9 protein-coding genes are annotated in these 15,240 nt (G+C 36.0%); 1 reads left to right on the forward strand and 8 read right to left on the reverse strand.

Annotation, left to right across the window (positions count from 1 at the left end; translation table 11 throughout):
• Nucleotides 1–201: 201 nt before the first annotated feature.
• The 7 genes from AC6I5C_RS08805 to murJ form a co-directional block, all read right to left on the reverse strand.
• On the reverse strand, nt 202–1,140 hold the full coding sequence (locus tag AC6I5C_RS08805) for a glycosyltransferase (protein ID WP_497904830.1): 939 nt from the start codon (nt 1,138–1,140) through the stop codon (nt 202–204).
• A gap of 145 nt (nt 1,141–1,285) precedes the next feature.
• On the reverse strand, nt 1,286–2,368 hold the full coding sequence (locus AC6I5C_RS08810; protein WP_497904831.1) for a glycosyltransferase: 1,083 nt from the start codon (nt 2,366–2,368) through the stop codon (nt 1,286–1,288).
• Nucleotides 2,368–4,215: an asparagine synthase (glutamine-hydrolyzing) gene (asnB, locus tag AC6I5C_RS08815; RefSeq protein ID WP_497904832.1), complete on the reverse strand. Its 1,848-nt coding sequence runs from the start codon at nt 4,213–4,215 to the stop codon at nt 2,368–2,370. The genes AC6I5C_RS08810 and asnB overlap by 1 nt, the downstream gene beginning before the upstream one ends.
• 12 nt (nt 4,216–4,227) lie before the next feature.
• Nucleotides 4,228–5,280, reverse strand: coding sequence for a glycosyltransferase (locus AC6I5C_RS08820; protein ID WP_497904833.1), 1,053 nt, complete (start codon nt 5,278–5,280; stop codon nt 4,228–4,230).
• A 51-nt stretch (nt 5,281–5,331) separates the two neighbouring features.
• On the reverse strand, nt 5,332–6,456 hold the full coding sequence (locus AC6I5C_RS08825; protein ID WP_497904834.1) for an O-antigen ligase family protein: 1,125 nt from the start codon (nt 6,454–6,456) through the stop codon (nt 5,332–5,334).
• Nucleotides 6,453–7,337 (reverse strand): glycosyltransferase family 2 protein, encoded by an 885-nt coding sequence (locus AC6I5C_RS08830; protein WP_497904835.1) that lies wholly within the window; start codon nt 7,335–7,337, stop codon nt 6,453–6,455. The genes AC6I5C_RS08825 and AC6I5C_RS08830 overlap by 4 nt, the downstream gene beginning before the upstream one ends.
• Nucleotides 7,330–8,667, reverse strand: coding sequence for a murein biosynthesis integral membrane protein MurJ (gene murJ / locus AC6I5C_RS08835; RefSeq protein ID WP_497904836.1), 1,338 nt, complete (start codon nt 8,665–8,667; stop codon nt 7,330–7,332). The genes AC6I5C_RS08830 and murJ overlap by 8 nt, the downstream gene beginning before the upstream one ends.
• A 416-nt stretch (nt 8,668–9,083) precedes the next feature.
• Here murJ and AC6I5C_RS08840 point away from each other — a divergent pair, with 416 nt between their 5' ends.
• On the forward strand, nt 9,084–14,774 hold the full coding sequence (locus AC6I5C_RS08840) for a T9SS type A sorting domain-containing protein (RefSeq protein ID WP_497904837.1): 5,691 nt from the start codon (nt 9,084–9,086) through the stop codon (nt 14,772–14,774).
• A gap of 92 nt (nt 14,775–14,866) precedes the next feature.
• Here AC6I5C_RS08840 and AC6I5C_RS08845 read toward each other — a convergent pair whose 3' ends face one another.
• Nucleotides 14,867–15,238: a hypothetical protein gene (locus AC6I5C_RS08845; protein ID WP_497904838.1), complete on the reverse strand. Its 372-nt coding sequence runs from the start codon at nt 15,236–15,238 to the stop codon at nt 14,867–14,869.
• Nucleotides 15,239–15,240: the final 2 nt, after the last annotated feature.

Below are 15,240 nucleotides of genomic sequence, written 5' to 3' on the forward strand. Positions count from 1 at the left end.
AAATATCAGCACATAATGAAACTAATAAACCTCAAAAAATGTTAAAGAAATATAGAGAGCTTTTTGATGGCAATAAGGAGTTTCATAAGACAGGTTTTATATCTCTAATTTACTAAATATTAGATAATAACCTGTTTTTATTTGAAAAAATAATACTTTAAAAAGTTTTGATTTTTAAATATTAAAAAACAGTGTGAAGCTTTAATTATTGGACAAAATATTTATCATGAATTGCGAAATATCCCTTTCCTTTAAATAGTCTCCAAAAAAGCGTCTATTTTCTTTGTTATCAAAATTGGATAGGCCCAACGAAATGGCAGCGGTTAAACTATTTTGATTGTTTGTTTCAGAAGTAATGATGCCAGGTATGTTTTCTATTCCTCCAGCACATTTTGTGGAAACAACATTATTGTTTTGAGACATCATTTGAAGTAAAACATTAGGAAATCCTTCCAGCCGGGATGAAACTACACAAACTTTAGCATGTCGAAAATATGGATAAACATTATTTACAAAACCTGCAAAAACAACATCTTTGGTAACATTTAATTCCGAAACCAACATTTTTAAGGAATCCTTTAGAGGTCCCTCTCCTAAAATAACAAGTTTCAAGTTGGGGTATTCCTTTTTTATCTCTGAAAATGACTTTATTAGTATATCGAATCCTTTTTCGTTTATGAACCTACCAGCAGAAACAATATATCCTTTAGGGAATATAAAGTCTAATTCTGATTTTCCTAAGTGTGTTATCTTATTCAAGTCTATTGGGTTTGGTATAGTTTTGACTAAGGTTCTTTTATCAAGGTAGGGAACTTTTGATAAAAGTTGGGATTTCATTTGATTGGTTTGGCAAATCAACACATCCATATTTCTGTAACCTAATTTGTAGGCCAACTTATAAGTTAAGAGTTTAAATCCGTGGTAGCGGGGAAATACAGATGTTGATTCTCTAGCAATAAACTTTTTAGTCTTTATAATGTTCAGGCTAATTAAACCTCCGACAATGGCATTGATATAGAGATGGGAAGAGAAAATATAATCAAAAGTAGTACGGTTATGTAATGCAAATGCTAAAAATTTAAAACCACCTTCTCCAAAACTTCTTTTTGATAAATGAACTAGTTTAATGTTATTTTTCAAATCTTCCCAATGACCGGTATTTGAGGCTTTTAGAAAGTAGACAATGACGTTGCTATCTTTAAAATAATTCGCTACCATTTTAAGATACTGTTCTGCGCCACCCAAAGTGTCATTTGGCATTACAATGAGAATATTTGACATATTTCTATGATTTTGAAAGGCTTAAAAACAAATCTTCATATTTATTTATAATAAGATTCTTATTATATTTTTTTTCTACAGAATATATTATTTGTTGCGGAGACCAGTTGGTTTTAAATAAGCTCAGGGATAGTTTTTCTATAAATTCATTTTCATCCTCTACCATAAAACCATTAATACCATTCTCAATAATCTCCCTCGTGCCTCCAGGGGCATTAAATGCAATAACAGGTGTGCCTACTGCACAGCTTTCCAAAAGCGCATTAGGGAACCCTTCTACATAAGATCCCTGGATAAAAATATCGTTAGTAAGTAAAAACTGACCAATCTCTTTTGTATGCGCAATGAATTTTATTTTGTTTAATATATCCAATTTCTCACCTAATTCCATAATACAAGCCTTTTCATTGCCTGTTCCAATTATGGTGTATTCAAAATCGAATTTAACTTTAGACAAAGCAGATAAAATGCGTTTATGCCCTTTTTCTTTACTTAATCGCCCAATAGTAATTAGTTTCTTTTTTTGACTAACATTAGTCACAATGGTTTTGTGCGGTAAACCTTCCGTTATAGGATTATTAATTACATGAATTTTTCTTTCCGGCAAATTATAGTTTACTATCAAATCATTAGCCATATCCCTGGACTGGCAAATTATTGCATCCAAGTATTTATGGTAATTTCTAAAAAAAGGAATGTTTATTTTGCCCTTGGTGTCTGCAAACGTTCTCATGATACTAGATACACTTGCTTCACGACCAACAAGTTTAATTTTTGGTATCACATAACAAAGGCCTGCCAATATTCTGTTGACATGGGATATAGAGCCAACAATAATATTTGGTCTATTTTTTAAAATGTAAGTGAACAAAAAGGGAATTCCATGTAACACCCTTTCTTTTTCCAAAAACAAAACATTTAAATTGTCAGTAGGGTACACAGAATCCTTAAAACTACCTATTACTATTAGGGTTGGGTGAAATTTGTCCTTGCTTAAATTGGATGCAATAAAACTGATAACTCTTTCGGCTCCACCAGCTTTTAATGAGGGCAAAACAAACAATATGTCAATTTTGAAATTATTCATTATTTAATAGAAATCCCTTTGCCATTATCACTTAACCATTGTTTTAAAACCAGTAGAGACCATATCATTGGGTACCTGTTCCAAGACCCATCCATATGTTGTTGGATTATTTCTTGTGTTTCCTTGACATTAAGGTTAGGAATTGCTTTCAAACCATTCTCGTTAAGCTCGTCCAAAACATAATCTTTCAAACTGTTCCTAAACCAATGAGAAAATGGCATTGTAAACCCAGATTTAGGTCTGTTAAAAATTTCTTTAGGCAAATCCTCATATAATAAATCCTTTAAAATATGTTTTTTGTTTCCATTTTTATATTTAAAAGCTACCGGAAGAGATTTGGCAAATTCAACAATTCTGTAATCAAGAAATGGCGACCTTACTTCTAAGGAATATGCCATGGAAGCTCTATCTACTTTGGTATTAATATCCCAATTTAAATAGGTTTTAAGGTCAAAGTCTGAAATGCGCTCTAACAGCGGTTTATTTTTATTAAAAATATATTTTTCTTCTTCTATCCTAATTGGGGAGTGGTTGAATGATACAGGTAAGCTTGTTTGAGTCATTGAGTTCAAATAGGCAGTATTAACATTAGGTAGCTTTAGGTAATTAGAAAGGATTTTAAATCTATAGTTAGGAACAATGGCCAGCATATCTGCAGCGAAACGTCTAAAAAAGTAAGGGAAATGCATTGCCATTTCTCCATATTTGGCCCAGTCATACCTTTGATACCCTAAGAAACTTTCATCACCGGCATCACCTGATAGAGCTACGGTAACATTTTGTTTGGTGTATTTGGCTAATAACATAGAGGGTATGGCCGATGAATCCGCAAAGGGTTCATCATAATAATAGTTGAAATTTTGGATCATGTCCTGCCCTTCATAAAAACTACATTCTATTTCGGTATGGTTTGTTCCCAAACGTTCTGCTACTTTTAGTGCATATTTGCTTTCGTCAAAACTAATTTCATTAAATTTTACTGAAAAAGTATTGATTTTTGAATCGCAAACTTTTGTGGCCAAAGTTGTTATCAAGGAAGAATCTATACCGCCGGACAAGAAAACCCCAAGGGGTACATCTGCAAATAATCTAAGTTTTACTGCATCCATTAAAAGCAACGAGAGTTGTTCTTTAGCCTCTTTATAGGAACCAGTGAATAAATTGTTTGACTTCTGAGGAATATCCCAATATTGTTTAACCTTAAAGCTGCCAGAATGTATATTGTATACAAATGAAAACCCTGCCTTAAGCTTTTTAATCTCATTAAAAATAGAGTATGGATCAGGTATATTTCCCAATCGAAAATAAAGATTTATAGACTCTAATGAAATGGATAAGTTTTTATGGAAAAGTTGGATCGAGGAAATTTGACTGGCAAATTCAAAATCCTTGCCATTATGATAATAATATAGCGGTTTTTGGCCTAATCGATCTCTCGCTCCAAATAATAATTGAGTTTTTTCATCATATATTACAAAAGCAAACATGCCATTAAAATGAGAAACACAATCTTCTCCATATTCCAAATACGCAGCGCAAATAACTTCCGTGTCACTGGTTGTTTTGAATTCATATCCTTTTCGAGATAATTGTAACTTGAGAGATTGGAAATTATAGATTTCTCCATTGAAAACAATATGTAGCCGATTAAGGTAAGTGAATGGCTGATTGGATCTGGCATCCAGATCTATAATTGACAACCTATTGTGGCCTAGGGTTAGGAGAGAGCCTTCAAATTTGTATACTTCAATTCCCATTTTATCCGGTCCTCGAAATTGTGTTCTCAGTAGTTTCTGCTCAATTTGAGCTCTTGAGTAATCAATAGTTGCCCCGTATATACCACACATATTTAACTGGAATTATCTAACAGATCTATAAACATCAAAATGCTTATTATGAACACTTTCAATGCTAAAGATAGTTTTAATTTCCTTATAAAGAAGCTCAGATTTGCTTAAAGCTTCACTATAATTTTTCATAACATGAATCATGGCCTCAGAAAATGATTCCAAGTTCGAAACATATGCGTTATGCTCGTTTAAAAAGTCGGGGACGCTGCCTACAGGTGTAGCTATTACTGGGAGCTTATTTGCTGCAGCTTCTATTACGGCCATTGGCATTCCTTCCCATAGAGATGGAAGAATCAAGCTTTGTGAATGCTCTAAAAATTGTTTAACATCCTTTTGAAAACCAAATAATTTAAAATGCTCTTTCAAATGGTTTTTTGATATTTCTTCCCAAAGTTGCTCCCTTAAACTGCCTTCACCAATTACGTGAATGATAAAATTAAAAAAACCATTTTCTTTTAATTTTTCAGCAAAATAAGGTAAAGCTAAAGGGTTTTTTGGGGGGCTCAACCTCCCTAAAAATAAAAACACAAAAGGTTGGCTAGAATCATATTTTCGTTGCTTATTTAATGATAGGAGTTTAAAATCCACTCCATTCGGAATAATCTCATTGTTTTTTAAATACCACTTTTTAGAATTCTCGCTAAATATGATATCCCTTTTTCTTAGGGGTTTAGAGACATATAAACATGCTCTTCTGACAAAAGATGATACTTGGTTGGTGTGCATTGTGTAAACAATTGGAATTCTTGAATACCAAATATTGTATAGCATACCAAAGAGTCCCCCATGAAATTGATGACAGTGAAACACAACATCGGGCAAGCCATTCACTATATCATGTGTTTTTTTTAACCCCAGGAACAATGTACGGTTTTTGAAAGAAGTTATGTTTAAAAAATGGACTTCAATATTCTCATCGTTGAATTTATGCTCTAATGTGTTGACTTTGGAAATTGAAATTACCACAGTTTTTGTAATTGCATTGCTTTGTTTCGCTAATTGGAATACCATTTGCTCAGCACCGCCACCTCCTAAACTGCTTGATATGTGTACTATTGTCATGTAATATTTAGGTTTAGATTCCCTTATCTTGCATTATTTTGACGAACAATTTTATGTCGTTTTCCAAGTTATAACTTCTTTAATTTCATTTTGATTTTCAGCAATTGAAACTTCATTTAGTTTTACTAAGAGCCAAACAGAAATAAACAGAAGAAGATAATTATTGAAATAATTGTGGATTACCATTAGAAAGGTTAAAAGCGTAAGGGCGATCATAATTTTGTAAACATTTGTTTTAAAACTAGAAAAACTTCTTTTTACCATGTAAATATAAATGCCAAGGATAAGTAAAAACGGGATAATTCCAGACTCTCCAATAACCATTAAATACGTGTTGTGAACCCCTTGTTTTACTCCAGTAACACCTTTAAAGCTTTGGTGTCCGTTGCCAAATATGGGGTTATCAAAAATATCCCCTAAATAAGCAGACCATTGCTCAGTCCTAGAGTGTTCCGTAAATGCGGTTGTTTGAATTTTACGTTCAAATAAATTTTCTACAATTGAAAATCTTGCGGTGTTGAACTGTAATATGGATGCAACACTAATAAGAACTACCAATGAACCAAGTCCCATAAGAATACCTTGGGAATTCCTAACATTCGAAAAAATGGCAATAAGACTTGTGATTAACCACATTATAAAGAAATAGCGAGAGAAGGTAATAGCACCTGAGAACGTAAAAATAAATAACAAAATCAATTTAAGACTGTTGTTTGATAGTTGATAAGCTAAGCAATATCCAATTAAACTCACAAAACCTGCAGCATTTGGATCTAAGTAAAATCCGCTGTATCTACCATAGTTGTCAGTAAAAAAGATGGCATGAGCCAAAATACTGGTTGCCCCAACTAATAGAAAAGCTATTAAATCTTTTAGAGAAGTATTTCTGGCAACTTCTGCACCGCAAACAATGAATATGACATATTTTATAAAATCATTGATAAAGGATTTTGAGTCAGGAACATCAATGGCTCCTGAAATTAAAAAATATAATATTCCAAGAAAGATAAACGGGAATATTAGTTTCCCTTTTTTGCTCAACAAATAATATAGTAGGAGTAAAACGTTAGATATGTGACTTGAAAGAGCTCCTACAGTTTCTCCAAATGCAACTAAAAGGAAGCTAGGGAGTCCCCAAACTATAAATGCTAATATTACAAATCTTAATACCTTCATATTCCCCTTTTTAAGAGTCGTTTGGGTAAAACTACAATCGAAATCAAGCCAGAAAGCAATGCTTTACTAGTACTTAGCTTATGTTTTTTATCCTTAAAAAATAGGCTTGATTTCCAATAGTTAAATGCCAAGTTTCTATAATATCCATGCTTAATCATCTCTTTGAGGGATACATCTTTCAATCCAAAATAAGATCCCAAATAATAAATTGCTGCAGTTTGTTTTCTACTTTTTTTAGATGCTATTAGACCGTCATCCGAATAGTAGTAAAATCTATGCGATTTATTAACGCAGAGAAAATCGTATTTTTTGTTAATGGCATTCCAAGTATGGCTTTCTTGGACATGACAGGTTTTGGCGGTATACATTTTTTGTTTTACGAGAACAGAGGTTTTCCAGCAAGCCCATTTTTCACCTTTAATATTATGATGTAATACTCTATCTTTGAAGCCAACCTGCCAATAGTCCATTGGGAATTTATCTCCAATAATGTTTCCCTTAACATCCATAGTTAGCGTCCAAATAGAAGCAATCTTATCCTGTTCCTGTTTTGGTATCGCTTCCCAAATACCTTTAAGTTCAGAAAGAGTTTCAGGAACAAATGAGTCGTCACTATCGGCTACAATCGTATAAGGATATTTACATAATTCTAATCCGTAATTTACAGCCGATGACTTCCCTTTGTTTTCGTTTAACTTTTCATAAACAATTAGCAATTCATTTGCTGTTTTCCATTCATCAACGAGATCTTTGGTGTCATCCGTACTGCAATCATCAATTATAAACCATATAAAATCTTTGAAAGTTTGATTTTTCAAAGATTCATAAACCCTGTTAAGGGTGTGGCTTCGATTATATGTGGGAGTGATAATATTAAACATTGTGTTTGTTCAAATGTATAATGTATTTATATAAAATTATGGAATTTACTATTGACACCAAAGAAGTTGCCAGTGCTAAACCATAAACGCCCATTGTCTTAATAAGAACATAATTGAGAATTATATTGAGTCCTAAACTTATTGCCGAAGTAAATACCATAAAATTATTTTTATTGATAGCAGTCAAAAACTTCACCATAACAATTCCCATTACATATGACGGAATTTGAAGGAGATACATTTGCTGAATTTCTGATACTATTAAGCTATCTGAACTCTGAAATGCATTTCGTTCAAAAACTAATCGTACAATTGGTGTTGAAAGTACAATTCCTAAAACCGTAATGGTAATACTTGCTAAGAGTGAATATTTTATAATTCTTTTTAAGAGATTAAAGGAACCTTTCAAATTGTCAATAGCCTTTTTAGAAAAAAAGGGTAAAAGCACATTTCCTAATGCTATACTTACAATTCCTATAAAGAAAGTTGGAAGCTTGATTCCATAATTGAGGGCCGAAATGGCGCCAACAAAAAGTTGTGCTGAAAAATATTGGTCAACTAAAGGATTAATTCCATTAAGAAGACTTGAAGACAGTTTAGCCGGAAGTTGTTTGTAAAGAACTTTTACACTTTCAGAATAAAATTGAGGAATCTCAAGATGAATAATCTTTCGCTTTAATGCTACAATAAGAATAAATAGAAAACTGGTAATACTCCCTATTAAGGTTCCAACAGCCATGACTAGAACTCCTAATTCTTCTTTAAAGAATATCAAACAGGCTATGATAGATAAAGGTGTAAAAAATCCACTTATCGAAGTTAAACGAAATTCATTCTCAATATTTAACAAGCCATTAATTAAAGAGGATCCACCCCAAAACAAAATACTTGGAGCCACGTAAAAAAATTGAATTTTCACTAAGCTGTAATATCTTTCAGAATGCCCCGAAAAAAATGTTTCCAAATATACATCGGTAAATAGATAAGCTAATATTAAGATAAACAAAGTGACCGCAGAAGTAATTAAAAAACACGCAGATTGAAAGGCTCCAATGTTATTCCCGTTCTTTTGCTCATTAACATAATTAGGAATAAATACACTTTTAAATGAACTTGAAAAAATGTTGTTAACCAAAGAAGGAAAAAGAATAGCAATGTAAAACGTATCCAAAACTTCTGAAAGACCGAAATTATCTGCAATAATAATTTCCTTTAGAAAACTGAGACACTTCACGAAAAGTGTAATAATACCAACTATGAGAACATTACCAAAAGTTGGGTTTCTTAAAGTCTTTTTTAAAACGTTCTTAAAGTTAGATGTTGGGATCAAAGTGTCTGTTTATCAGTTAAATTTAAATATTTTTATCCAATTTTTGATTTTAAATCAAATTTGTATTTCTAGTAATATTAGAATGCTGTACATCTAATTGAAAATTTAATATGACTATGCTTATATTTTGTAGTTGAATACTTTAAAAACGTACTTTGAAATTTCTCACATGTGTTAAACTTTGATAGAAAAACATCTAATGATGTAAACCGTTCGTAATTAAATAGATAATATTGCAAGCCTTTCTTTAGCAGAGGTGATCTGCTAAGTAGGAAGTTTTATGTTTTTTTGATAAATTGTAAGAATAAACGTTCTTGCTATAGCATATTGTCGAATATAATTTACTGTTAACCGTTTTTTTAATATAATTACATTTAATGACTGTACACTAAGTACGCCCCAAAAATTAATAGCATATGAAGACCCCAAATTTTAACTGCCATGGACATGGTACGCACAAACTTTTTGTAAATTTTTTATCTTTTTCTTTCCTATTTTTCTTTTCATTTTTTTCCTTTTCTCAACAAATTGCATTTCCTTCTGCTGAAGGATTTGGAAAATATGCCTCTGGAGGTAGAGGTGGAACCGTTATTAAAGTAACCAATTTAAATGACAGTGGATCTGGAAGTTTAAGGGCTGCTCTTACGGCCTCAGGGACGAGAACTGTTGTTTTTGAAGTAGGGGGGACTATCACCTTAAATTCAAATATTTATGTTACAAGTGGTAATTTGACTATTGCAGGGCAAACTGCTCCAGGAGGTGGAATTCTTATTAAAGGAGGGATGGTCCAATTTGAAGCATCCAATATCATAGTGAGGCATATTCGTTTTAGATCTGGGCCAAGCGCAGGGTCTGGAACAGATTCTGTTAGTATAACAGCTTGGAGCGGAAATACTGTTGAAAATGTCATCTTTGATCATTGCTCTATTAGTTGGGGAGATGATGAGAACTTTAACATTCGAGGTGTTGGTAGTGGAGTTGTTCGTAAAGTAACTCTTCAGAACTCAATTATTTCTGAATCTGGATATGGAGTTTTAGGAAGTGCAAATACTTACAATCTATCATTCTATAAAAATCTCTTTGCTCACAATAGCGAGAGAAATATTAGAACAAACTATCCTGTTTCAGGAACTATGGATTTTGAAATGGTCAACAATTTGATCTACGGATTTCGATATGCAACCATGCCTAGTTTAGGAGCAAAATTCACTGTTCTAAATAATAAATATAAAAAGTCAAGTCAAGTTTCAATGTCTAGTGGAGCGGCCGTGGAAGGAACAAGTAGTGGGGCTGGTGATGCTTCGCAAACCTATGCCTACATCAACGGAAATATTTTAGCTCAAGGAGCTTCTCAAAATAATACAGCATTGAATGCATATTTGGAGTCTTCACCGTTTAGCTCTACAGGAATTGAGGCAGTAGGTGCAAGCAGTTTAGAGGGGCAAATATTACAAACTGTTGGTGCAAATTTACCAAGTAGGGATGCTGTTGATACAAGAATTATAAATCAATATAATGCGGGAAATGGTACTTTGGCTTCTTCTGGAGTTTATCCATCAATAGCTAACGGTACAGCTCCGATTGATTCTGATAACGACGGAATGCCAAACTCGTGGGAAATTGCAAATGGTTTAAATCCTAACGATGCATCTGATAGAAACATTGTTCAGGCGGACGGCTATACAAATTTAGAGTATTACTTAAACGGAATGACCTTGGGAAACGGTAATGAAACCATTACCGCCAATGCAGGAGAAGATCAAACAATTTGTGAAGGGGAAACAGTTACCTTAACTGCTACTGGAGGTGCGACATATGAATGGAGTAACGGAGAAACTACTGCAAGTATTGAAGTATCTCCAGAGGAAACCACAACTTATACAGTAACGGCTTATAGCAGCACAGGAAGTAACTCTGACACAGATGAAGTAACAGTTACGGTAAATGCACTACCAACTGCAAATGCGGGGAATGACGTAAGTATCTGTCAAGGAAACAGTGTAACTCTTAGTGCTACTGGAGGAAGTAGTTACCTCTGGAATACTGGAGCAACTACTCAAAGTATTACGGTAAGCCCTAACTCAACAACTACATATTCTGTTGAAGTAACCTCTAATTCTTGTTCGGACTCAGATGAAGTCACTGTAACAGTAAATGAATTATCACAAGTTAATGCTGGAAATGATGTTACTATCGGGTATGGAGAAAGTGTGACTCTTACAGCTTCAGGTGCTAACACCTATAGTTGGAGTACAGGCGCTACTACTCAAAGTATAACAGTGAGTCCTGCACAAACAACAACATATGAAGTTACAGGGTATAGTAATGGTTGTGAAACCACAGATACTGTCACAGTTTTTTTGGTAGATAACAGCGTAATCGCCGACGCTGGCCAAAATCAGGAAATTTGTCAAGGTGAATCTGTAACTCTTACAGCTACAGGAGGAAGTACTTATGAATGGAGCAATGGAGCAACTACAGAGAGTATTACAGTATCTCCGGAAGAGACTACAACTTATACGGTGACTGCTTATAGTAGTACAGGAAGTAACTCTGACACTGACCAAGTAACCGTAACAGTAAATGCACTGCCAACTGCAGATGCAGGAAATGATGTAAGCATCTGTCAGGGCGAATCAATAACCTTGACTGCTTCTGGTGGAGGAAGTTATCTGTGGAATACAGGAGCAACATCCCAAAGTATTACTGTAAGTCCTAATTCTACAACCACATATTCAGTTGAAGTAACATCTAATTCTTGTGCTGCTACAGATCAAGTAACCGTAACCGTAACCGAATTGCCTACAGTGGATGCAGGCACCAACGTAACTATTACCGAAGGGGAGAGCGTAACGCTTACTGCAACCGGAGGAAACACTTATGTATGGAATACGGGAGCTACAGCCGCTACAATCACTGTAAGCCCAGCTGTAACCACGACTTATGAAGTGACTGGATTTGTAAACGGATGTGAGGCTACCGATACGGTGACCGTAACCGTTGAAGAGGACACTACTGTAATCGTTAATGCCAATGCCGGCGAGGACCAAACCATCTGTCAGGGAAGTACAGTGACATTGACTGCTACTGGAGGTGATACTTATCTATGGAGCACAGGGGAGACTAATGCTAGTATCACCGTGAGCCCAGAAGCAACTACAACTTATTCGGTTACCGCTTATATAGGAGAAAATGAAGGAACGGACGAAGTAACCGTAACCGTAAATGAATTGCCTACAGTGGATGCAGGAACCAATGTAACCATCACCGAAGGGGAGAGCGTAACGCTTACTGCAACCGGAGGAAACACTTATGTATGGAATACGGGAGCTACATCGACTACAATTACTGTAAGCCCTGCTGTAACCACGACTTATGAAGTGACTGGATTTGTAAACGGGTGTGAGGCTACCGATACGGTGACCGTAACCGTTGAAGAGGATAATACTGTAATCGTTAATGCCAATGCAGGTGAGGATCAAACTATCTGTCAGGGAAGTACAGTGACATTGACTGCTACCGGAGGTGACACTTATCTATGGAACACAGGTGAGACTACCGCTAGCATCACCGTGAGCCCAGAAGCAACTACAACTTATTCGGTAACCGCTTATATAGGAGAAAATGAAGGAACGGACGACGTTACCGTAACTGTAAACGAATTGCCTACAGTGGATGCAGGCACCAATGTAACAATCACCGAAGGGGAGAGCGTAACGCTTACTGCAACCGGAGGAAACACTTATTTATGGAATACGGGAGCTACAGCCGCTACAATCACTGTAAGCCCTGCTGTAACCACTACTTATGAAGTGACTGGATTCGTAAACGGATGTGAGGCTACCGATACGGTGACCGTAACCGTTGAAGAGGATACCATTGTAATCGTTAATGCCAATGCAGGCGAGGACCAAACCATCTGCCAGGGAAGCAACGTGATACTGACTGCAACAGGAGGTGACACTTACTTATGGAACACAGGTGAGACTACCGCTAGCATCACTGTAAGTCCAGAAGGAACTACAACTTATTCGGTAACCGCTTATATAGGAGAAAATGAAGGAACGGACGACGTTACCGTAACTGTAAACGAATTGCCTGTAGTGGATGCGGGAGCCAATGTAACAATCACCGAAGGGGAGAGTGTAACGCTTACCGCAACCGGAGGAAACACTTATGTATGGAATACGGGAGCTACAGCCGCTACAATCACTGTAAGCCCTGCTGTAACCACCACTTATGAAGTGACTGGATTTGTAAACGGATGTGAGGCTACCGATACGGTGACCGTAACCGTTGAGGAGGATACCACTGTAATCGTTAATGTCAATGCAGGCGAGGACCAAACCATCTGCCAGGGAAGCAACGTGATACTGACTGCAACAGGAGGTGACACTTACTTATGGAACACAGGTGAGACTACCGCTAGCATCACCGTGAGCCCAGAAGCAACTACAACTTATTCGGTAACCGCTTATATAGGAGAGAATGAAGGAACGGACGAAGTAACAGTAATCGTAAATGAATTGCCTACAGTGGATGCAGGCACCAACGTAACTATTACCGAAGGGGAGAGCGTAACGCTTACTGCAACCGGAGGAAACACTTATGTATGGAATACGGGAGCTACCGCCGCTACAATCACTGTAAGCCCTGCTGTAACCACCACTTATGAAGTGACTGGATTCGTAAACGGATGTGAGGCTACCGATACGGTGACCGTAACCGTTGAGGAGGATACCATTGTAATCGTTAATGCCAATGCAGGCGAGGACCAAACCATCTGTGAGGGAAGTAACGTAACATTGACAGCAACAGGAGGTGACACCTACCTATGGAACACAGGTGAAACTACTGCTAGCATCACTGTAAATCCAGAAGCAACCACAACTTATTCGGTAACCGCTTATATAGGAGAGAATGAAGGAACGGACGAAGTTACCGTAACCGTAAACGAATTGCCTGTAGTGGATGCGGGAGCCAACGTAACTATTACCGAAGGGGAGAGCGTAACGCTTACCGCAACCGGAGGAAACACTTATGTATGGAATACGGGAGCTACAGCCGCTACAATCACTGTAAGCCCAGCTGTAACCACCACTTATGAAGTGACTGGATTTGTAAACGGATGTGAGGCTACCGATATAGTGACCGTAACCGTTGAGGAGGGCACTACTGTAATCGTTGATGCCAATGCCGGCGAGGACCAAACCATCTGTCAGGGAAGTACAGTGACATTGACTGCTACCGGAGGTGATACTTACCTATGGAACACAGGTGAGACTACCGCCAGTATCACTGTAAGCCCAGAAGCAACTACAACTTATTCGGTAACTGCTTTTGTTGGAGATAGCCAGGATAGTGATGATGTAATTGTTACTGTAAATCCGCTTCCAAGTGTAAGTATAACAAATGGTGAAGTAGTCACTATTCTTTTAGGAGATTATGTAACCTTATCTGTAACAGGGGCAAGTAACTACATTTGGAGCAATGGTGCTACCGAACCAAATATTGCCGTAAGTCCTGGTGTGACTACAGTTTATGAAGTAACTGGATTTGTGAATGGATGTGAGGCTACTCAACAAGTAACTGTAAAAGTTATTGAGCCAGTTTCTGCTGAAATAGTAGCTGAAAGTTTGGAAGTGTGTTTAGGCGAGAGTGTTGTATTAACAGCTTCTGGAGGTGATGAGTACCTTTGGAGTACAGGCGAAACAACGCAAAGTATCACCGTTTCTCCTGAAGAAGCTACAGAATATACCGTAACTGTTTATAATGAATTGGACGAGGATCAAGCTTCCGTTACCATCAATGTTACTGATTGTAGTGCGATTGTTGGACCTGAGATTACCATTGGTGAGTTTAGCTTCTATTTTGATAAACATTCTGATATATTGACATTAAATTTATCGGGATATCAAAGTGTTCAAAGTATTGCTATCTATGACATGCAAGGGAATTTAGTGTATCAAATTGATCTAAATCAACTTTTGGAAGGTGAAGATTTCAGTTTAGAGGTTGATACATCAACTTTCAAAAATGGAGCATTTATCATCAAAGTAGTTTGTAATGGTAATGAGATAATCACCAAGAAAACCGTTTTCAATTAAAAGTTATAACTTGAAAAGAGTATAAAAAAAGCGCGACGTAATTGTCGCGCTTTTTTATTTTATATAATGACTTTAGTTTTAAATAGAAAAGACTATTTAAAATGCAACAAAACTATTGTAGCCAGAGAATCGCAATTTTCAACATCGATAACAACTTCTTTGCTTTCCAAAGAATTCTCAATCACGTAAGTTTTACAATCTTCAGGCTTCGTGTTGCTCTTCGAGAAATTCACATTTCCAGACCATATAAGGTTAGAAACAGCAGTTGTATCCAAATCATGTAATTGCATAGTTGCCAATGCTTCCTTAGAATAGACTTTCTTTTTTAGTGCTATATTTTTTATAGTTCGGGCATTGGGCCCATAATCACAAGAAGTGTTTTTTCCCCGAAGGAAAAAGGCTAAAAATATTAATCCAATGGAAAAACCACCTAAGTAGTATCCAATACGTTGTATTAATTTCATAT

The sequence above is a fragment of the Mangrovimonas sp. sgz306409 genome (assembly GCF_059735265.1).